At 56.5% G+C, this 20,143-nt stretch carries 20 protein-coding genes; all 20 read right to left on the bottom strand.

What is annotated here, in order from left to right:
- Positions 1-3: 3 nt before the first annotated feature.
- Complete coding sequence (locus H8696_RS04425) at positions 4-447, bottom strand: RrF2 family transcriptional regulator (RefSeq protein ID WP_407926367.1); 444 nt, start codon at positions 445-447, stop codon at positions 4-6.
- 123 nt (positions 448-570) lie between these two features.
- Positions 571-1,428, bottom strand: a complete 858-nt coding sequence (locus tag H8696_RS04420; protein WP_249315151.1) for a cation diffusion facilitator family transporter — start codon at positions 1,426-1,428, stop codon at positions 571-573.
- A 63-nt stretch (positions 1,429-1,491) separates the two neighbouring features.
- Positions 1,492-2,697, bottom strand: coding sequence for a serine hydroxymethyltransferase (locus tag H8696_RS04415; protein WP_249315977.1), 1,206 nt, complete (start codon positions 2,695-2,697; stop codon positions 1,492-1,494).
- A gap of 175 nt (positions 2,698-2,872) precedes the next feature.
- Positions 2,873-3,193: a thioredoxin gene (gene trxA / locus H8696_RS04410; RefSeq protein ID WP_249315150.1), complete on the bottom strand. Its 321-nt coding sequence runs from the start codon at positions 3,191-3,193 to the stop codon at positions 2,873-2,875.
- A gap of 1 nt (position 3,194) precedes the next feature.
- Positions 3,195-3,644 carry a SoxR reducing system RseC family protein gene (locus H8696_RS04405; protein WP_249315149.1) on the bottom strand — a complete coding sequence of 150 codons (450 nt, stop codon included), beginning with the start codon at positions 3,642-3,644 and terminating at the stop codon, positions 3,195-3,197.
- Complete coding sequence (locus H8696_RS04400) at positions 3,637-4,335, bottom strand: tRNA threonylcarbamoyladenosine dehydratase (RefSeq protein ID WP_283244911.1); 699 nt, start codon at positions 4,333-4,335, stop codon at positions 3,637-3,639. Before H8696_RS04400 ends, H8696_RS04405 begins: the two co-directional genes overlap by 8 nt.
- A 17-nt stretch (positions 4,336-4,352) precedes the next feature.
- A complete protein-coding gene (gene aspS, locus H8696_RS04395; RefSeq protein WP_249315147.1) occupies positions 4,353-6,137 on the bottom strand; it encodes an aspartate--tRNA ligase in 1,785 nt (594 codons plus the stop codon).
- Positions 6,138-6,148: 11 nt separating this feature from the next.
- Positions 6,149-7,405, bottom strand: coding sequence for a histidine--tRNA ligase (gene hisS / locus H8696_RS04390; RefSeq protein WP_249315146.1), 1,257 nt, complete (start codon positions 7,403-7,405; stop codon positions 6,149-6,151).
- A 69-nt stretch (positions 7,406-7,474) separates the two neighbouring features.
- The gene (gene hemZ / locus H8696_RS04385) at positions 7,475-8,956 is read right to left on the bottom strand and encodes a coproporphyrinogen dehydrogenase HemZ (RefSeq protein WP_249315145.1); all 1,482 of its coding nucleotides are present in this window, start codon (positions 8,954-8,956) and stop codon (positions 7,475-7,477) included.
- Positions 8,941-9,573 carry an MBL fold metallo-hydrolase gene (locus H8696_RS04380; protein WP_249315144.1) on the bottom strand — a complete coding sequence of 211 codons (633 nt, stop codon included), beginning with the start codon at positions 9,571-9,573 and terminating at the stop codon, positions 8,941-8,943. The genes hemZ and H8696_RS04380 overlap by 16 nt, the downstream gene beginning before the upstream one ends.
- 3 nt (positions 9,574-9,576) lie before the next feature.
- On the bottom strand, positions 9,577-10,026 hold the full coding sequence (gene dtd / locus H8696_RS04375; protein ID WP_249315143.1) for a D-aminoacyl-tRNA deacylase: 450 nt from the start codon (positions 10,024-10,026) through the stop codon (positions 9,577-9,579).
- 14 nt (positions 10,027-10,040) lie between these two features.
- Positions 10,041-12,179: a RelA/SpoT family protein gene (locus H8696_RS04370; RefSeq protein ID WP_330605324.1), complete on the bottom strand. Its 2,139-nt coding sequence runs from the start codon at positions 12,177-12,179 to the stop codon at positions 10,041-10,043.
- Between the two features lie 25 nt (positions 12,180-12,204).
- On the bottom strand, positions 12,205-12,717 hold the full coding sequence (locus H8696_RS04365; RefSeq protein WP_249315141.1) for an adenine phosphoribosyltransferase: 513 nt from the start codon (positions 12,715-12,717) through the stop codon (positions 12,205-12,207).
- On the bottom strand, positions 12,714-15,212 hold the full coding sequence (recJ, locus tag H8696_RS04360; protein WP_249315140.1) for a single-stranded-DNA-specific exonuclease RecJ: 2,499 nt from the start codon (positions 15,210-15,212) through the stop codon (positions 12,714-12,716). Before recJ ends, H8696_RS04365 begins: the two co-directional genes overlap by 4 nt.
- A gap of 66 nt (positions 15,213-15,278) precedes the next feature.
- Positions 15,279-16,202, bottom strand: coding sequence for a protein translocase subunit SecF (gene secF, locus H8696_RS04355; RefSeq protein WP_249315139.1), 924 nt, complete (start codon positions 16,200-16,202; stop codon positions 15,279-15,281).
- The gene (gene secD, locus H8696_RS04350) at positions 16,199-17,446 is read right to left on the bottom strand and encodes a protein translocase subunit SecD (protein ID WP_249315138.1); all 1,248 of its coding nucleotides are present in this window, start codon (positions 17,444-17,446) and stop codon (positions 16,199-16,201) included. Before secD ends, secF begins: the two co-directional genes overlap by 4 nt.
- Before the next feature lie 78 nt (positions 17,447-17,524).
- Positions 17,525-18,034, bottom strand: coding sequence for a gamma carbonic anhydrase family protein (locus H8696_RS04345; protein WP_249315137.1), 510 nt, complete (start codon positions 18,032-18,034; stop codon positions 17,525-17,527).
- A gap of 3 nt (positions 18,035-18,037) precedes the next feature.
- Positions 18,038-19,405 (bottom strand): thioether cross-link-forming SCIFF peptide maturase, encoded by a 1,368-nt coding sequence (scfB, locus tag H8696_RS04340; protein WP_249315136.1) that lies wholly within the window; start codon positions 19,403-19,405, stop codon positions 18,038-18,040.
- A 117-nt stretch (positions 19,406-19,522) separates the two neighbouring features.
- Positions 19,523-19,666 carry a six-cysteine ranthipeptide SCIFF gene (gene scfA, locus H8696_RS04335; protein WP_249315135.1) on the bottom strand — a complete coding sequence of 48 codons (144 nt, stop codon included), beginning with the start codon at positions 19,664-19,666 and terminating at the stop codon, positions 19,523-19,525.
- 24 nt (positions 19,667-19,690) lie between these two features.
- Positions 19,691-20,104, bottom strand: coding sequence for a TIGR04086 family membrane protein (locus H8696_RS04330; protein WP_249315134.1), 414 nt, complete (start codon positions 20,102-20,104; stop codon positions 19,691-19,693).
- Between the last annotated feature and the right edge of the window lie 39 nt (positions 20,105-20,143).

Below are 20,143 nucleotides of genomic sequence, written 5' to 3'. Positions count from 1 at the left end.
TCCTCAAATATAGTACATGTAAGCGTCTGCATTGAGATTTTTATAATCTTCGAGCATATCCTGCAGGGTCATGGAATCCATCACCCCGTCGATACTAGCCTGAATCCTCTGCCAAACGAGACGGGCCGGACAGTGATCCGCCTTGGCGCATCTTCCGTCTTCATCGGTGCATTCCACCATGCAGGTGGCCCCCTCCAGGGCACGAATAACGCTGCCCACCGTGATCTCAGCGGGATCCGCCGCCAGCACGTAGCCTCCCTGGGCTCCCCGAATGCTCTTCAAAAGCCCGGCCTTCCGAAGGGCGGCCATCAGCTGCTCCAAATAGGGCTCCGAGATCTCCTGCCGTTCAGCAATATCCCGAAGGGGCTGCGGACCCTCGCCGTAATGCAGCGCAAGATCAAAGGCGGCGCGAAGGCCGTACCGTCCCTTAGTGGATAGCCTCAAAATCTTGCCCTCCTTAAATCCGTGTTTTTTACTTGGTTTAAATATATAGTAATAAAGTAGGATTTCTTTGTCAACAAATTTTTTGGTGGAAATCCTACTTGCTAGTATGGCTCGGTATGCGTTTTTTTAACAGGGATTGATGTGCACCATGACGTCGGAAACATCGCCCAGTTCCTTCAGGCTGTAGCGGATGGTGGCGGCGATGGCGTGGCTTTGATTGACACTCATCTCGCCGTCCACCGACACCTTAACAAAAAGAATATACTGGAAACCCACGGGCTTCGCTTCGATGCTGTCGATGTGATCCACTCCATCCACCGCGGAGACGATATCCGCGATCCGGCGGTAGGTGGTTTCGCCAAGGCCCGTATCCATCAGCACCCGGTAGGCTTTTATAAAGATGACGACACCGGTATAGGCGATCCAAAGGGAGATAGCAATGCCTACGGCGCCGTCCAGAAAGTTCCAGCCAAGGCTGCTGCCCGCGATGCCAAGGAGCGTGCCCAGGGTCACGAACACGTCGTTTCGATGATCCTGCGCATTGGCCAGAATGAGCAGGTTGTTTTCCTGACTGGCCGCCCGCTTGGCATAGACGTAAAGACAGCTTTTTACGAGGATGGTCGCCGCACAGACGACCACCAGAAAGGGCGAAAAAACAATGGTATTGCCTTCAATGATGGACATGAAGGAGCTATAGAGGGTTCGGGCGGCCACGGCCAGCATGGCGATCGCAATGAGGAAAGAAAAAATGTATTCCGCCTTGCCATGGCCAAAAGGATGATCCTCATCCTGGGGCCGGCTGGCCACCTTGTTGCCCAAAAAGGTCATGGAAGAAGCGAACACATCCCCTAAACTGTTGATGCCGTCAGCCAGCATAGCCTGGCTGTGAAAGGCGAGTCCGGCCCAAAGTTTGATGATGAGCAAAAACAGGTTGCCCAGCACCCCATAGGTTGCCACCTTTTGCGCCTTTTGATAACGGTTCACGGTCCCTTCCCCCATTTCAAAAAAAGCCCTTCCCCCGTGAGGAAGGGCTTTTTAAACTGCATTTTAGAAAGGAATCACTCTGTTCTCGTAGAGCGGGAATTCCTTCAACATCTCCAGCACGCTGGCCTTCACTTCCGGCACAGCGGCTTCACCCTCATCGGCAATTTTTACGATGTAGCCGGCAATCTTCACCATTTCCTTCTCCTTCATGCCGCGGCTGGTCACCGCGGGCGTGCCGATGCGGATACCACTGGTCACGAAGGGACTGCGGGTCTCGAAGGGAATGGTGTTCTTGTTGGCAGTGATGTTGGCAAGATCGAGCAGGCGCTCCATCTCCTTGCCCGTCACATCCTTGGCGGTGAGGTCCACCAGCATCAGATGGTTGTCGGTACCACCAGACACCAGCCGGAGTCCTTTTTTCACAAACTCCTCCGCCATGGCCTTGGCATTTTTCACGATCTGCTGCTGATAGGCTTTGAAACCATCGTCCATGGCCTCCTTGAAGCACACGGCTTTAGCGGCGATCACGTGCATGAGAGGTCCGCCCTGAGTGCCCGGGAACATGGCCTTGTCGATCGCTTTAGCATATTCGGCCTTGCACAAAATCATGCCGCCGCGGGGCCCTCGAAGGGTCTTATGGGTTGTGGTGGTCACGAAATCAGCATAGGGCACGGGATTGGGATGCAGCCCCGCCGCCACAAGGCCCGCGATATGCGCCATATCCACCATCAGGTAGGCGCCCACCTTATCGGCGATTTCCCGGAATCGGGCAAAATCGATCACCCTGGGATAGGCGCTGGCGCCGGCCACGATCATCTTGGGCTTGTGCTCAAGCGCGATCTTTTCAAGACCTTCGTAGTCGATCGTTTCCGAGCCCTCGGAAACGCCGTAGGGCACAATGTTAAAATATTTGCCCGAAATATTCACCGGGCTGCCGTGGGTAAGATGTCCGCCATGGGAAAGATTCATGCCAAGAATGGTGTCGCCGGGATTCAGCATGGCAAAGTAAACGCCCATATTGGCCTGGGCGCCGCTGTGGGGCTGAACGTTGGCATGATCGGCGCCAAAGAGCTGGCAGGCGCGCTGTCTCGCCAGATCCTCCACCACATCCACGTACATGCAGCCGCCATAATAGCGCTTGCCCGGATAGCCCTCGGCATACTTGTTGGTCAGATGGCTGCCCTGAGCGGCCATCACCGCCGGGGATACAAAATTTTCGGAAGCGATGAGTTCGATATGCTCCCGCTGGCGTCCCAGCTCATCCTCCATAGCCTTCGCTACATCGGGATCCACTGCATAGATTTCTTTCAAATCGATCAAGGCGGACAACTCCTTTGTATTCGTATTGGGTAGTACCATTATATACTAACGGCCGCTGAACGGGCAAATCTTTTTAACAAAAAAAGCGATCGTTCCGACCGCTTTTTTCAAAAATTTTCGGATTTTATAGGTATTTCTCCACCATTTTCACAATATCCGCCTTGGGTCGTGCGCCAATTGCCGTTTCTTCGGCCTTGCCGCCCTTGAAAATGATCATGGTGGGAATACTCATCACCCGATAGTTCTGGGCCAGGGACTGCTCCTCGTCCACGTTGACCTTGGCCACCGTGATCTTGCCCTCCATTTCGCCCGCAATCTGCTCCAGGATGGGCGCAACCATGCGGCAGGGTCCGCACCAGGGCGCCCAGAAGTCAACCAGAACCGGCAATTCAGAATTCAGCACCTTTTCCTCAAAATCCTTTGCCGTCACATTGATCTCAGCCATTTTATTCACCTTCCTTTTCTTGCATATTCAAAATCTCAACCATGGCGGGCTCATATTTCCCGCTTTTCTTGAAACGCTTCTCCATTGCCCGCATCACCAAGAACTGCGCGGCCGCCAGGATAAGGCCTGCCCCCAGCGCGATCATGTCCCGATGAGGCGTAAGCCCGGGCACAGCCCCGGCCACAAGGTAGCCCAGCGCGATGCCCGCAATAAGGAGGATGAGCGGGATGCCATACGCCAAAAAGGCGGCGTGGAGCACATTTTTTTGGGGCAGCTCCACCATCACCCACTCACCCGCTACAGCATGTAAGGTATTCTTCACGGAGAAGCGGATCTCCTGCTCCTCCGACTTCATGCCGCAGGCATGACAGCTGCCGCAAGCACTCTTTCGCACCAGACGCATCATCGCCCGGTCCTCCATCACTTCCATAACCTCAGCCGCTTCAACCATCGCTTTGTCCTTCCATCAGATCCCGAACCACCTCGCCCGCCAGCACCAGTCCTGCCGCCGGCGGTACAAAGGCGATGCTGGCCGGAACGCACCGGCGGATCGGATCCATTACAGGAATCTCCGGCATCCTTGGTTCCTCCATGGAACAGACAACTTTAAGATGCCCAATTCCCCGCTTTTTTAATTCGCGGCGCATGACCCGCGCCACGGGGTCCACTTTCGTTTCAAAAATATCCATCACAGCAAAGCCGCTTGGATCCAGTTTGTTGCCGGTGCCCATGGAAGCGATGAGCGGAATGCCCATCCCCCCGCAACGCTCTGCCAGGTCCAGCTTGGCGCTCATGGTATCGATGGCGTCCACCACATAATCCGGTTTTGAAGCCAGCAGACGGCCGCCGTTATAGGGAGAATAGTCCTCCTCGACGGCGGTTACCCGCGCCTCGGGATTGATGGCAAACACCCGCGCTCTGCCCGCCTCCACCTTGGGCTTTCCAAGCTGATCGGCGGTGGCGAGAATCTGCCGATTCAGATTGCTCTCGTCCAGCGTATCGCCATCGATGAGCGTAAAATGTCCGATCCCGCAGCGGGCCAGCGCTTCAAGAACCATGCCGCCCACGCCGCCCAGCCCCAGAATCATCACATGGGCATTGTAGAGCCGTTCCGCCTTTGCGGGACCGATCAGGCTTTCCATCCGGACAAAGAAGGGATTCACGCTTTGTCCTCCAGGGCCCTGATCCCCAGCTCCTCCAGCTGCTTTGCGTCCACCGGCGTGGGCGCCTCCGTCAGCGGACAGGATGCGTTCTGCACCTTGGGGAAGGCGATAACCTCCCGAATATTGTCCACCTTAGCCAACAGCATCACCATGCGGTCCAGACCGTACGCGATGCCGCCATGGGGCGGTACGCCGTACTTGAAGGCGTTCAGAAGAAAGCCAAAACTCTCCTGGGCCTTTTCCTCCGTGAAGCCCAAAAGTTCAAACATCTGCAGCTGCAGATCCTTGCGATGGATCCGCACGCTGCCGCCGCCCACCTCCGTGCCGTTCATCACGAGGTCATAAGCTTTGGCCCGGGCCGCACCGGGATCGGTGGTCAAAAGCGGGATATCCTCCTCCATGGGATGGGTGAAGGGATGATGGACGGCCACATAGCGGCCCTCCTCCTCGTCGTATTCAAACATGGGGAACTCGGTGACCCAGAGAATATCGAACCTGTCGTGGTCGATGAGCCCCAGCTTCTCCCCGAGATGGAGACGAAGAAGGCCCAAGGCCGTGTTGACCACGGTGCCATTGGGATCCGCCACAAAGACCAGAAGGTCTCCGCTCTCGGCGCCCATGGCTCGCTTCAGGGCTTCAATTTCACTCTCCTCCATGAACTTGGCAAAGGATGACTTCATGCCGCCCTCAGAGAGGCTCAGCCAGGCAAGTCCCTTGGCGCCGTAGGTTTTCACTTCGTTCGCGAGAGCATCGATCTCCTTTCTGGAGAAGCCGGCGCCCCCCTTCGCATTGATACCCTTCACCAAGCCGCCGCCGGCGATCGCATCGGCAAATACCTTGAACGCTGTACCCTTCACCGTATTTGTCACATCGATGAGTTCAAGGCCAAAGCGGGTATCCGGCTTGTCGCTGCCATAGCGCTCCATGGCCTCGCGGTAGGTGATTCTCGGGAAATGCTCCGGGATTTCCATCCCCAGAACCTCACGGAACACCCGGCCCATGAGCCCCTCATTGATGGCCATGATATCCTCCTCATCCACGAAGGACATCTCGATGTCCACCTGGGAGAATTCCGGCTGGCGGTCCGCCCTCAGGTCCTCGTCCCGGAAGCATTTGGCGATCTGAAAATAGCGATCAAAACCCGATACCATCAAAAGCTGTTTCATCAGCTGAGGCGACTGGGGCAGCGCATAGAACGAGCCCGGACGCTGACGGCTGGGGACCAGATAATCCCGAGCGCCCTCCGGCGTGCTCTTGCTCAGCATGGGCGTGTCGATTTCCAAAAAGCCCATCTCGTCCATATAGTGGCGGATGCTCTGAATGATCCTGTGACGCATGAGGAGATTCTTCTGCATCTTGGGCCGGCGAAGGTCCAGATAGCGGTACTTGAGGCGCATGGCCTCGGAGGTGTTGGCGTCGTCCTCCACATAGATGGGCGGCGTCTCCGCGGCGCTCAGGATTCGAAGCTCGCTGGCCACGATTTCCACCTTTCCAGTTGGGAGCTCCGGATTGGGATTGGAACGAAGGCGCACCGTGCCCCGCACCGCCAGCACAAACTCGCTTCGGATAGCGGAGGCTTTTTCGAAAAGGGCTTTATTCCCTTCGCCCTCAAAGACCACCTGCACAAGGCCGGTCCGGTCCCGCAGGTCCGCAAAGATGAGGGCGCCCAGGTTGCGCATCCGCTGACACCAGCCGTTGATGACGACTTCTTCTCCCGCCGTCTCCTCCCGGAATACCCCACAGTAATGGGTGCGTTTCAGCTTTCCCAGTGTTTCTTCCATGATTCTCCCCCTTATCCCTTGAGACGGGAGGCCACGCCCGCAAGGGGCACCATCTCCTCATCGCCCGTCGTCATATTTCTCATCTTGATGGCGTCCGCCTTCAGTTCGTCCTCGCCCAGAATGAGGTTGTACCGGCAGCCCAGCTTATCGGCATACTTGAACTGGGCCTTGAGGCTGCGGCCCGTGTGATCCATGTCCACTGCCAGGCCCGCCCGTCGAAGATCGTAAACCAAACGGAAAGCCCGTTTCGCAGCCTCCTCGCCCAAAGCGCACACAAAGGCATCCAGCACCGGTTTTTCGCCCACGGGCAGCCCCTTGCTGTCCATGTATTCCAGCAGCCGCTCCATACCCATACCAAAGCCGATGCCCGCCGTTTCAGGGCCGCCGCACTCCGCGACCAGGTTGTCATAGCGTCCGCCGCCGCAAACCGTCAAAAAGCCCTTCTGCCAAGGCGCAATGATTTCAAAGACCGTCTTCGTATAGTAGTCGAGGCCCCGAACGATCATGGGATCAACGGTGTAGTCGATGCCAAGCCCGCCAAGGCAGGTTTTCAGCGCCTCAAAATGCTCCCGGCATTCCCCGCAAAGATAATCCAGCACCACCGGCACCCCGGCAAGGGCCTTTTTGCAGCCCGGTTCCTTGCAGTCCAGAATGCGCATGGGATTGGTTTCAAAGCGCTGGTTGCAGGTCTCGCACAGCTCGGGCAGCTTGCTGTTTAAAAATGCCTTCAAGGCTTTGTGATATTCCGCTCTGCATTTCCTGCAGCCAATGCTGTTGATGTTCACCGTAAGGCCGGTCACACCCAGCCTCTCCAAAAGGGTGATGGCAAGGGAGATGACCTCCGCATCCACGGTGGCCTTGGGTGCTCCAAAAACCTCCACGCCAAACTGGTGATGCTCCCGGTATCGGCCCGCCTGGGGCTTCTCATAGCGAAAAACCGGGCAGTTGAGGTAATACATCTTGGCCGGCAGGGCCTCGTTGTACAGTTTGTTTTGGATGAATGCCCGGGCCGCACCGGCGGTGCCTTCCGGCTTCAGCGTGATGCTGCGCTCGCCCTTATCCTGAAAGGTGTACATCTCCTTTTGCACCACATCGGTGGTATCGCCCACGCCCCGCAGGAACAATTCCGTATGCTCAAAAACGGGGGTTCTCATCTCACGAAAGCCAAAGTCCCGGCAAACCTCCCGGGCCGCCGATTCCAAAGCCTGCCAGCGGTAGCTGTCCTTGGGAAGCACATCCTTGGTTCCTCTTGGCGCTTCAAAGCCCATAAACCATCCTCCTCTTTTGATACAAACAAGGCTCTAGGCCGCCGCCAGAGCCTTCAAAATAGCCGTATATCAGTCATTATAGGTGCGGCCACCTTCGATGTCAACCGACGGATCAAACAGCTTGATCTTCCGGTCAATCATCTCGTCCGTCCGGCTGAAATAATCACCGAGATTTCTTACATTGGGCGCACGTTCAATACGGTTATCCTTTTTAAAATACCGCTTTGTGATGGCGCCCGCACCAAAGGCCAGATTGCTGGTCAGTTCCTCCATGGTGTCGATATTGTAGACGCAATAGCTTCCCTTTTTGCCCCAGCCCACGTTCTCGAGGTTCCCCGTCATATATTTTTGCCGGTAGAGATAGTAGGGCTCCATCGAAAGTGCATCCGCCGTCTCACAGGAAAGCTCCAGCATACGTTCCACTTCGGTCACCGGGGCCAGCGCATACTCCCGCAGCCGTTCCTTGAGTTCGGAGGCCCGCTTGATGGCGAGGGTGTGCACCGTCAGGTTCTCGGGAGCAAGCTGACGGATCCTGGCCAGAGTCTTTTCAAAATCCTCCGCCGTTTCGCCGGGCAGTCCCGCGATCACATCCATGTTGATCCAGGAGAAACCCGCCTTCCGCGCCTCATCGAAGGCCCGCTCGATCTCCCCTTCGCCATATTCCCGGCCGATGATCTGCAGCGTTTTGGGATTCATGGTCTGAGGATTGATACAAATTCGATCCACGCCCTCCCCCTTAAGCATGGCAAAGACCTCCGGGTTCAGCGTATCGGGCCGGCCCGCCTCCACCGTGAATTCGGGCATGGGATCAAATAGCGCATGGGCCTTTTGCAAAATCCGCCTCAGCTCCCGAACGGGTAAGGCCGTGGGCGTTCCGCCGCCCACATAGACGCTTCGAACGCGCAGCCGGTCTCCGAGCGGCTGCCACACACCCTCCATTTCCCGAAGGAGGGTATCCACGTATCGCGTCTTGAGGTCTTCCTTCACGCCGGCATAGGCGGCAAAGGAACAGTAGACACATCGCGTTCTGCAAAAGGGAACGCCTATGTAGACGTCCACATCCCGCACATCGGTGCTGTCCAGAAAGGGCTTTTGCTCGCTGTAAATCCGCCGGAGGAGCCCAATTTTGGCCGGACTCACGTCATAGGTTTCCCGAAGGATGCGTTCTGCGCCCTCCGGCCCCTCCTGCCCAGCCAGATCCCGAAAGAGCTTGCCCGGCCGCACGCCGGTCAGCGACCCCCAGGGCAGGGTCTTGCCCGTGGCCTTCCGCATGAGATCGTAGACGCAGAGCTTTGCCGCCCGGCGAAAAATACGCTTTTGGATGAGAGGTCTGCCGCCGGGAATGGGGTCCTCCCGTTCCTCATAAGCGGTCAGCTTTCCCTCCTCCCAAAGCTCCGCCCTTTGCCGCCAGCGGTCCTCCTCCTTTTTCACTTCATGGATCAGCACACGGCCCGTCCGATCCTGGGTCAGCGTGACCGGACAGGGGTCGAACATGCGCACCACGTCGCCGATGTCATTGAAGAGTTCCGGATGGTTCAGTACAAGTCCCATCCGTTCTCCCCTAAAAAAGGGTTACTGTTCACCTCGTGCCCCAGCGTGGTGGGACTGCCGTGCCCAGGATAGACCTTGACGTATTCAGGAAGCTGCGCCAGCTTTTTCACACTTTCCATGAGCTCCCCATAGCAGCCGCCGTGAAGATCGGTGCGGCCCACCGATTCACGAAAGAGGGTGTCTCCGGAAAAAAGCCTGCCCTCGATCATAAAGCAGCAGGAGCCCTTCGTATGACCCGGCGTATGGATGACCTCGATCTCCCAGCGGGATAGAGAAAGGCGGCCTTCCTCGAAGGTGCGGTCCGCTTGAAAGGAAAGGGTGCCAACGCCGGGATAACCGGCGGAATAATTGAGCGCGGGATCCATGAGCGCCTCGGCGTCCAGCCCATGAATCCAAATTGCAGCGGCCGTCTTTTCCCGGATTTTTTCTGCCGAGACGATGTGGTCAAAATGATTGTGGGTGAGAAGAATGGCATCCAAGGTCAGCCCTTTCTCCTCCAGCTCCGCCAGGACGGGTGCGGGGGCGCAGCCAGGGTCAACGATAAGGGCATGTCCGTCCTTTTCCAGCAGATAGGTATTCTCCCCCATCCCCATGGAGGTCCAGTTCTTGATGTACATCGGCTAAAATCCTTTCTTGCTGTCCAATAACAAGGTGACCGGCCCATCGTTCACCAGTTCAATCTCCATATGGGCCTGGAAAATACCGGTCTTGAGGGGTATTCCCCTCTCCCGGAAGATTGCGAGCAGCCGTTCATAGATGGGGCGGGCCTCCTCCGGCGGCGCCGCACCGATGAAGCTGGGCCGCCTGCCGTGCCGGGCGTTGCCGTAAAGGGTGAACTGGGAAACCAGCAGAATCTCACCGCCCACATCGCTCACCGAACGGTTCAGCTTTCCCTCCCCATCCTCAAAGATGCGAAGGTTCGGTATCTTGTCCGCAAGATAGGCCATATCCTTTTCCCCGTCCTCCCGGCCGATGCCGATAAGCGCCAAAAGGCCGGGACCAATCTCGGAGACGGTTTGCCCATCCACGACGATTTTCGCCCGGCTCACTTTCTGTATCACGGCTCGCATGTCATTCCTCCCGATCAGGTGGTTCCCCGGAAGACCTCCATGGTCTCGGGCATTCTCTTCAAAGTCTTCATAACCTTCTCCAGGATCTCCACGCTGGTAATCTCCAGCGTCAGATTCACCACCACGGTGCCATTTTTGTTGGTACGGGCGTTGATGGCGGTGATGTTGATATTCATCTGAGCCATCATGTTGAAAATATTGGCCAAAAGCCCCGGATGATCGGAGGCCAGAAGCTGAATATCCGCCTGGTAGGAGGTCTTGGCATCGCTCTCCCATTCCACGTCCACCATGCGGCCCACGTCCGCCGCCAAATCGTTCAAGTTGGCGCAGTCCCGCCGGTGGATGGACACACCCCGGCCCCGGGTGATATAGCCCACAATGTCGTCGCCGGGCAGAGGATTGCAGCACTTGGAGAAACGAACCAGCATGTTGTGTTCGCCCTTTACGATCACGCCCTGGCTGGCCGAATTCCTGGAAGCGCTGTTTTCCGCAGCCTTGGCCTTTTTGATCTCCATCTTGCGGGCTTTCTTGTAGTATTCCAGCAGCCGGGAGAGCACCTGGTTACTGGTCAGCCCGCCATAGCCCACCGCGGCATAGATGTCATCCGCCGTGGTCATGGAATATTTTTTAACGATATCGTCCATCCATTCGGGCTTGTTGAGGTCCGAAAGATGACAGCCGTGGCGGCGGGCTTCCTTTTCCAGCATATCCTTGCCCCGCTCCACGTTCTCTTCCTTGTTCTGCTTTTTAAACCAGGCCCGGATCTTGTTGCGGGCCTGACTGGTCACCACCACCTTGAGCCAGTCCATGCTGGGCCCCTTGGTGCTGGAGGAGGTCAGCACTTCCACAATATCGCCGGTTTTCAGATGATAATCCAGCGGCACAATCTTCCCGCTGATCTTAGCGCCCACGCACTTGTTGCCGATGGCGCTGTGGATGGAATAGGCAAAGTCGAGAGGGGTTGCGCCCTTGGGCAGATTGATCACATCGCCTTTTGGCGTATAGACAAAAACCTCGTCGCTGTAAAGGTCGATCTTGAGGGTATCCATGAACTCCCGGGCGTCCTTGGTCTCATCCTGCCATTCGAGAATCTGTCGCAGCCAGGCCAGCTTCATGTCCAGGGAGGACTCGTTGCTGCGGCCCTCCTTGTATTTCCAATGAGCTGCGATGCCGTACTCGCTGGTGCGGTGCATCTCAAAGGTGCGGATCTGAATTTCAAATGGGTTGCCGTGCCGGGAAATCAGCGTGGTGTGGAGGGACTGGTACATGTTGGGCTTGGGCACGGCGATGTAATCCTTGAACCGTCCGGGAATGGGCTTCCAAAGCGTATGCACAGTCCCAAGAACGGCATAGCAGTCCTTCACGGTGTCCACGATCACCCGCACAGCGATAAGATCGAAGATCTGATCCAGCGTTTTATTCTGGGTCTTCATCTTTTTGTAGATGCTGTAGTAGTGTTTCGGACGGCCCTCAATCTCCGCATGGATGTGCATCTCATCCAGCTTGGTGCGGAGCATACCCATGGCTTCCTTGAGGGCGTCCTCCCGCTCGGCAAATTTGGCGCTCATCTTATCGATGAGCTCTTTGTAGGCCTCCGGCTCGAGGAAGGAGAAAGCCCGGTCCTCCAGCTCCACCTTGAGGCGGTAGATGCCCAGCCGGTGAGCCAGCGGCGCATAGATTTCCAGCGTCTCCTTCGCCTTCATGATGGCCTTATCGGGATTTTTGAGGTGCTCCAGGGTGCGCATATTGTGCAGGCGGTCCGCAAGCTTGATAAGGATCACCCGGATATCCTTGGCCATGGCGAGGAACATCTTGCGGTAGGTCTCCGCCTGCTGCTCCTCCTTCGTGCGGAATTCAAAACGGCTCAGCTTGGTTACGCCGTCCACCAGAGAAGCAATTTCACTGCCGAACTCATCGGTGATCTCCTCCAGGGTCACCGGCGTATCCTCCACCACGTCGTGCAGCAGCCCCGCGGCAATGGTATCCACATCCAGGCCCAGATCGGTCAGGATCACGGCCACCCCGTAGGGATGAACAAAATAGGGCTCCCCGGACGCACGAAGCTGACCGGTGTGCGCCGTCTCGGCCAACCGGTACGCTTTTTCAATAACCTTCAGGTCCTCGTCAGGATAGTTCTCCCTGATTTTATCCAACAGATGCTGCAACTCTTCCACCCACTCAAAATGTCATCAGCGTTTGATAGTTATATCGCTCCAGTTCCGGCTTTTGCGGAACGTCCGTGATCTTGAACGCGAACCGGATGGCCGCCACCTCGCCGCCAGCCTGCTCAACCAGCTTGCAGCAGGCAAGGATCGTGCCGCCGGTAGCGAGAAGGTCGTCGGCAATGAGCACCCGCATGCCCGGCTTGATCGCATCCTTGTGCATCTGCAGGCAGTCCGAACCGTACTCCAGCTCGTAGCTGTATTCATAGACGTCCGCGGGCAGCTTGCCCGGCTTTCTCACCGGCACGAAGCCCACGCCCAAGCGGTAAGCCAGCGGCGCTCCAATCACAAAGCCGCGGGCCTCCGGCCCCACAATCACATCGATCTTTTCATCCTTCACGCTCTCCGCCAGTTCATCAATCAAAGCCTTATAGGCGGGGCCATCCTTCAGCAGCGTGGTGATATCCCGGAACAGAATGCCTTCCTTTGGAAAACCCGGTACGGTACGAATCAGTTTTTCAAAATTCATGATACGCTTTCCTCCCCAAATCTATCCTTCATTTGTGTCCACAGTTCACCAAAAGCTTCCGCAAGACCGCTCGCCCTTTGAAAGAGCGCGCTTGCCGCAAGATTCATTTTAGCCGGTTTTTCCAAAAAACGCACCCGGCCGGCCGTCACGGTGCAGAAATCCAGCTCCCGAAAGACCGCAAGGGCGATCTCCGCCTGGTAGCCGGGCTGGCCCGCCTTCTCCGCCGCCCGCCGCACATAGCTGGAGAGATCCTCATCAGCGCCCTGCGGCGCTCCGCGGAAGGCGCGGTAGGCGGATGCCAGGGCTTCCCGATCCAACTTGAAGCTGCTCGTAAGATCCAGCTCATCCTGCCGCTGCCGGGCGGTGAGAAATACGGTGAGCTTACCGCTGCTGCCCGTACGCTGGGCCACCTCGGCCACCACGCCCTCATGAAGGGCCCCGTCGGCCAAAAGGATATTGCGGTAACTGGCAAAATCAATTTCGTCAAGATCCGGCGCCATCACCAGCGTGTTGTAGCCGCCCTCCTCACAGACCCTGCCAAAGGCGATATCCATTCTGGAAAGCATGCGCCACCGATCGATCTTTCTCAGCCAATACCGGGCGCCGCCCGGTGTGAAGCACAAGATCAGCGTTCCCTGAACGTCCCCGGAAAGAGCGTCCTTCACAATAGAATCGGCTTTCTCCTCGGTGGCTGCCGCCGACACTTTTTTCCAAAGCTCCTCAGGAATAACCCTATTATATAAAATTTGCCGACAAAAAGCACCTATAAATTTATCCTGATCGGAAAGCAGTCGTTTTTCCAGTTCCCAGAGGTTCAGATTATCTTTGATGCCATGGACCACGCACTGCAGATAGGTGCGCCCGTTAAAGACATTCTTTTGGGGAGACATGAGCACGTCGAAGCGCCCGCCCCCGCATAGATGTTCATACTGGTCCCCCATGCGGAAGCCCACAGCCTTCACGGAGCCGGTGGCATCCTCAAGGGTGAGCCCCAGGGTACTGCCATCCTGGCCCATGCGCCTCAGGCCACCCAGGTGAACATTGGGCACCAGCAGCCGCACCGGCGGGTTTCCCTGTCCCGTGGGTTCCAAAAGATCCAGCTGCTCCACCAGGCCCAAAGTCACGCCTTCAACGGGGAGCACCGCATCATAGATCTTTGTTGGAATGAAAGCGGCGGGATCGCTCTGTCGGCGCACCGCTTCGTCCAAACGCTGATCAAAAGCATTGAGATTCTCCCGGAGAAGGGTGGCGCCCGCCGCCATCTCATGGCCGCCAAAACGCAGGAACAGATCCTCACAGGTTTTCATGGCCTCATAGAGGTGCACACCCTTGATGCTTCTACCCGAGCCCACCGCCTTGCCATCCTCCGTGAGCGCAAAGAGCACGGTGGGCCGGTGGAACCGCTCCACCAGCCGCGAGGCCACGATGCCGATTACTCCGGCATTCCAGCCCTCGCCGGCGAGAACAAGGGTCTTGCACCCAGCCAGCATGGCGCCGTTCACGCGGTCCAAGCATTCCCGCAGAATGGCATCCTCCAGCTCTTTTCGATGCGTATTGTCTCCATCGAGCTCGGCTGAAAGAGCCGCACGGCGCGAAGCGTCCTCGGAAGTGAACAGTTCCACGCCCCGCCAGGCCGAGCCTATTCTGCCGCCCGCATTCACACGGGGCCCGAGACCATAGGCCAGCATGTGGCTGTTCACCGGTTTTCCCTCATAGCCCGCTTGACGCATGAGGGCCGAGATGCCGGCATTGGGGTCCTTTCCCATCTTTGCCATACCGTAGCGCACCAAAATGCGATTCTCGCCGATGAGGGGCACCAGGTCCGCCACCGTTCCCAAAGCAATGAGGTCAAGGTAGGGTTTCAAGGCAGCTGCGCCGTGCCCCAGGGCCTGCACCAGCTTCGCCGCCACCCCGACGCCGGCCAAATGGGCAAAGGGGTAGCCGCCTCGTTTGGGATTGATCACCGCGCAGTCCGGCAGGAATTCCGGGCATTCATGGTGATCGGTCACCACCACCCCCATGCCCAGCTTCTTCGCGTGCTCCACCTCCAGCCGGGAGGTGATGCCGTTGTCCACAGTGATAATAAACTCCGTTCCCTTGGCTCGAAGCGCATCCACAGCGTCCAAATTAAGTCCGTAGCCTTCCTTCCTCCGGTCGGGGATGTAGTAGTCCACCTTGGCGCCCAGGGATTTAAAATAAAGATACAGCAGGGATGTGGAAGTCACACCATCCACATCATAATCACCATAAATGGTGAAATGCCGCTTCTCCTCCAGGGCTTTTTCAATCTCCCATATTGCGCGGTCCATGTCCTCAAAGAGCATGGGATCGGGAATGGTGCGGATATCCGGATGGAGAAAGCCATGGACCGACTCCTCATCCTCAAGGCCGCGGGCCGCTAAGATGCGCACCATGGTGTCGGAAAGCCCCGTGCGTTCGGCCAGGCCGGCCAGAACATCCCCGCTCGTTCCGCAGGCGCATAAAAATTGCTGCATAATGCCTCCAAACATAAGGGCTCCTTTTCGGTCTAAACCCGAAAGGAGCCCTAGAATCATCTGGATTTAGGCGCGGTTAAGTGCCTTCCTCTTGGCCAGCTTATGATCGGACCACAGAGCCCAGATGGGCGTGGCGATAAACAAACTGGAGTAAACACCGCTGACGAGGCCCGCGATGATGGGCAGCGAAAATTCCTTGATGGAATCCACGCCCACAAAGTACAGGATCAAAATTGCCACCAGGGTGGTCAGCGTGGTGTTGATCGTGCGGGCCATACATTGGCGAACGCTGACGTTCACCACATAGGACCTGGACTTTTCCTTCACGCTGAAACGCTTGTTGTTCTCACGGATACGGTCAAACAGCACGATACTGTCGTTGATGGAATAACCGATGATGGTCAGCAGCGCCGCAATAAATCCGCTGTTGACCGTCATGCCCGTAATGGCCATCACCGCGATCATTACAAATACGTCATGGAGCAAGGCCACAACCGTCGCCACACCGGTCAGCAGTTCGAAGCGGAACCAGATATAGATCAGCATCAGTATGGATGCCGCCAAAACCGCATAGCAGGCGTTCCGGACCATCTCGCTGCCCATGGTAGCGCCAACGCGGTCCTGGGATACGAGTTCAGCGTCCGGATAGGTTTCCTGGATGGAAGTCATCAGGCTGGCTCTGGCCTCGTTTTCCGCCTCGGCGTCATCAAAAGCCTGATAGCGAACCACCGCTTCCGTTTGAACATCGCCCTCGCCGGCTTTGACCACGGCGCTGGCAGTGATGCCGTTTTCCTTCAGCAGATCGCTGATGGTATCGGTGGAAAATTCCTGTTTCATATCGATGTTGAGGATGGTGCCGCCGGTAAAATCAATACCGAGGTTCAGTCCCCGCGTGAAGAGCATGACAACGCCCACCAGAATGATGAGGATGGACAATCCAAAGAAATACTTGCTTTTCTCCACGACTCTCATTTCTTTGAGCTCGCTCATTTGTCAGCCCCCCTCAATCCATACAGGCGCTTATTCCGCACATTGAGATCCATGACCAAGGTCAGCATATAACGCGTGAACACAATGGCCGTAAACATGGATACACAAATGCCGATGATCAGCGAGATGGCAAATCCTTTAATGGTACCGGTTCCAAAGAACAGAATCACCACACCGGCGATAATGGTGGTGATGTTGCCGTCCAAAATGGCGGAGAAGGCTTTGTGGAAACCGGAATTAACCGAACCGCGCAGCGTTTTGCCCATATAGAGCTCTTCCTTCATACGCTCAAAGATAATCACGTTGGCATCCACCGCCATACCGATGGACAGCACCACGCCGGCCACGCCGGGCAGGGTGAGCTGGACGCCGGGAATGACCGCCATGAAGAACAGATAGAGCAGTGAGAACCACAGCATGGCCACGCCGCCGATCAGGCCGGGCAGGCGATAGACCGCAATCATAAACACAAAGATAAAGGCGATTGCAATGATGCCCGCGACCATGCTTGAGGACATGGCCTCATCACCCAGCGTCGCGCTGATGGTGCGCACCTCCAGCTGGTTGAGGTCAAGGGGCAGTGCGCCGGACTGGATGAGGGACGCCAGCTGCTGTGCCTGAGAGGCCGTAAAGCTGCCCTCGATCTGACCGGTGCCGCTGGCAATAACCGAATTAACCGTGGGCGCCGAAATGGTGGTTCCGTCCAGGTTGATTTTGATCACCTGGTTCAAGAACTCCTGGGTGGCTCTGGCAAAGATGTCCGTGCCCTCCTCGTTCAGTTCGAAAGCTACCACATAGGTGTTGCCGTTGCCCATGGCGGCCTGCGCGGTTTTAACCATGCTGCCGTCCATAAGCACTTCGCCGTTCGGGTCCACGAACTCCAGCTTTGCCGGCTTGCCGATAATGCTGAGAAGCTCATCCGGATCGTTCACGTTCGGGATCTCCACCCGAATGCGGTCCGTACCCTGCCGGGAAATGGTTGCTTCCAGGAATCCGTTCGCATCCAGACGATTTCTCAAAACCGCGCTGACGCTTTGCATCTTGGATTCAAAGTCCTCTTGATCAGGATCCACCGCCTGGTATAAAGCCGACACACCGCCGGTCAGGTCCAGGCCCTTGGGAATTGCGTCCGTCAAAGGTTTGAGAATATACTTGCCAACCTGGGCTCCGCAAATGGCAAGGTAACCCAAACCGATCAACAAAACAAAGATGATCAAAAGCTTGACCAAGCTTTTTTTGTTCATCCTTAGCCCTCCTCCGCTCTTAAACACTCATTTGTCTATTATATAAGAATTGACTACCAGCGTCAATATTTTCGATAATTAGTCAATACCCTCAGCTTCCGTAGCCATCTCGATCATAGCCTGCTGGTAATAATTCCTGGCGGATTCCTCAATTCCCTGGATCTCCTCGGGCTTTACGGGACGAACCACCCTGGCGGGATTGCCCACCACCACGCTGCCATCCTGCACGACAGTGTTCTGGGGCACCAAAGCACCGGCGCCCACGATGCAGTTTTTGCCGATGATAGCGCCGTCCATGATGATGGCGCCCATGCCAATGAGCGCGTTGTCCTTGATGGTGCAGCCATGAACGATGGCGCCATGGCCGATGGTCACATGACTGCCAATCTTCGTGGGGGCTTCATAGTCCACGTGAATGGTCACGTGCTCTTGAATGTTGGTCATCTCGCCCACTGTGATGGGCTGCAAATCGCCGCGGAGAACCGCCGAAGGCCAGATATTCACGCTGTCCCCCAAAGTCACGCTGCCCATGAGGACAGCAGAATGATGTACGTAGACGTTGTCTCCGGTTTTAATCGTGTTTTCCATTTTTTATGCCTCCTTATCGTGTTCCAGCGCGTAGATGGCAATCGCGCATTCCAGGCGCTTTTTTTCCATTTCGCAGCCCAGTTTGTAGGGCTGTTTGAGATCCTGATGAAACTGCCAGGCATTGGCCGGACAGCCGCCGCTGCAGTAATAGCGTGCCCAGCACTCGCCGCATTCAGGCTTATTGATCACATGGTTTTGGGCAAAACGCTTCTGCATCTCCCGGTTTACAGAGCCGTCATGAACGCTGCCGATCACAAAGTCCGGCTCCCCCACGAACTGATGGCAGGGGTAGACGTCTCCGGAAGGGGCCACAGCCATGTATTCACTGCCGGCGCCGCAGCCGGACAGGCGCTTCATGAGGCAGGGACCCTGGGAAAGGTCCACCATGAAGTGGAAGAAGTTGTACCAGGTTTCCGGCTTTCTGCGGGCCTCATAGTAGCTGCGGGCCAGTTTGTCATATTCGGCCATGACCACGGGCAGATCCGCTTCCCGGATCTCCAGCTCCTCATCCTTCGTAACCACCGGTTCCAAGGAAAGCTGCTCAAAACCCTGGTCCCGAAGAAAAGCCACGTCCTTTGCAAAATCAAGGTTATGGCGGGTGAAGGTGCCGCGGATATAATACTGCCCGTCCCCCCTGGCCTTCGCCAGCTTCTTCGCGTTCTCCAGCACCCAGGTGCTGGAGGATTCGCCGGACACGGTTTTTCGCAGGCGGTCATGCACCTCCGGCCTGCCGTCCAGGCTGAGCACGATGTTGTGCATCTCCCGGTTCAGGAAATCGATAACCTCATCGTTTAAAAGCAGACAGTTGGTGGTGATGGTAAAGCGGATCACCTTGTCGTATCGCTTCTCCAGCTCCCGGCCATAGGCCACCAGCTTTTTCACCACATCGAAATTCATCAGCGGCTCGCCGCCAAAGAAATCCACTTCCAGATGTTTGCGGCCCCCACTGTGCTCCATCAAAAATTCAAGGGCTCTCCGGCCGGTCTCCTCGCTCATCAGCTCCCGTTTGCCCATGAATTCTCCCGTATCGGCAAAGCAGTAGGTGCAGCGAAGATTGCAGTCATGGGCCACATTGAGGCAAAGGGATTTAACCACGCCTCCGGGGTTTAAAGCCTGTCCCGAAAGGGCGGCGACCCTTGGGTCCGCCTCGGAAAAGAGAATCCCCTCCGCCTTCAGCTGTGAAATCTCCCCGTAAGCCGCTTCCACATCCTTCGGATCGAAGCGATCCGAAAGGACATCCAAAATTTCCGCTTCGCTCTTTTCTTCAAAACGCCGGATCACTTCATAGGCGATCTCATCCACTTTGTAGACGCCGCCCGACTCCACATCCATCACAAAGTGATGATCCAGGCAAGTAAACGCGTGTACCATATTTTCCCCCTCGTGCTTATTCCCTTACCCATCGTAAACGAAATGACGGGATTTATCAAGTATCAAAAAATAAAGGGCGGCCCCATGCCGCCCTTTTTCAGGCTGAAATTTTGGCTATTATCTGCGGTTTTCGCAGTTCTGGTTGGCCACCGTGCAGCTCGTTTTGCAAGCGGACTGGCAGGAAGCCTGGCACTCGCCGCAGCCGCCCTTGGACAGCGTTTCCTTCAGGCAGGGCTTTTGCACAACAGAAATATGTTTCATTTCCCAATCCCTCCGTATCTTTGGTTATTTTTTCTTCAGGTTTGCGCCGATCACGCCGCCCACCGCGCCGCCGAAGCAAAGAATAAGCAGTTCGGTCAGCGAGGAAAGCTGAAGGACGCTTTGCCCTGAAAAAGCGGCAAACACGACAAGGCCCACTATACCGTATACAAGACCCGTCAAACCGCCTTTGATCCATCCCATGGCTCCATCCCTCACGCTGATAAAGCCGCCGATCAATACGCTCAAAATCTTGAGCCCCTGATTGACCGCGGGAATCACGCTTTCATCCATCCTGGCCGCCTTGATCACCAGCGCGAAGACGAGCACGCCGATGAGCGAAATCACGGCCGCAACGAGAAAACCGCGGAGCACCGGAACAATCAGATTCGTATGGGACGATGCTTCCGTCTTTTGACGAACAACTTTCACTGAACGCATAAGGACCCCCCTCACACAGCTTTAGTCAAGCCTATGCGG

Origin of the sequence: Gehongia tenuis, assembly GCF_014384795.1 — a bacterium.
GTDB lineage: Bacteria > Bacillota > Clostridia > Christensenellales > NSJ-53 > Gehongia > Gehongia tenuis.
The sequence above is the reverse complement of the archived record's forward strand: the minus strand, read 5'-3'. Positions and strand labels throughout refer to the sequence as shown.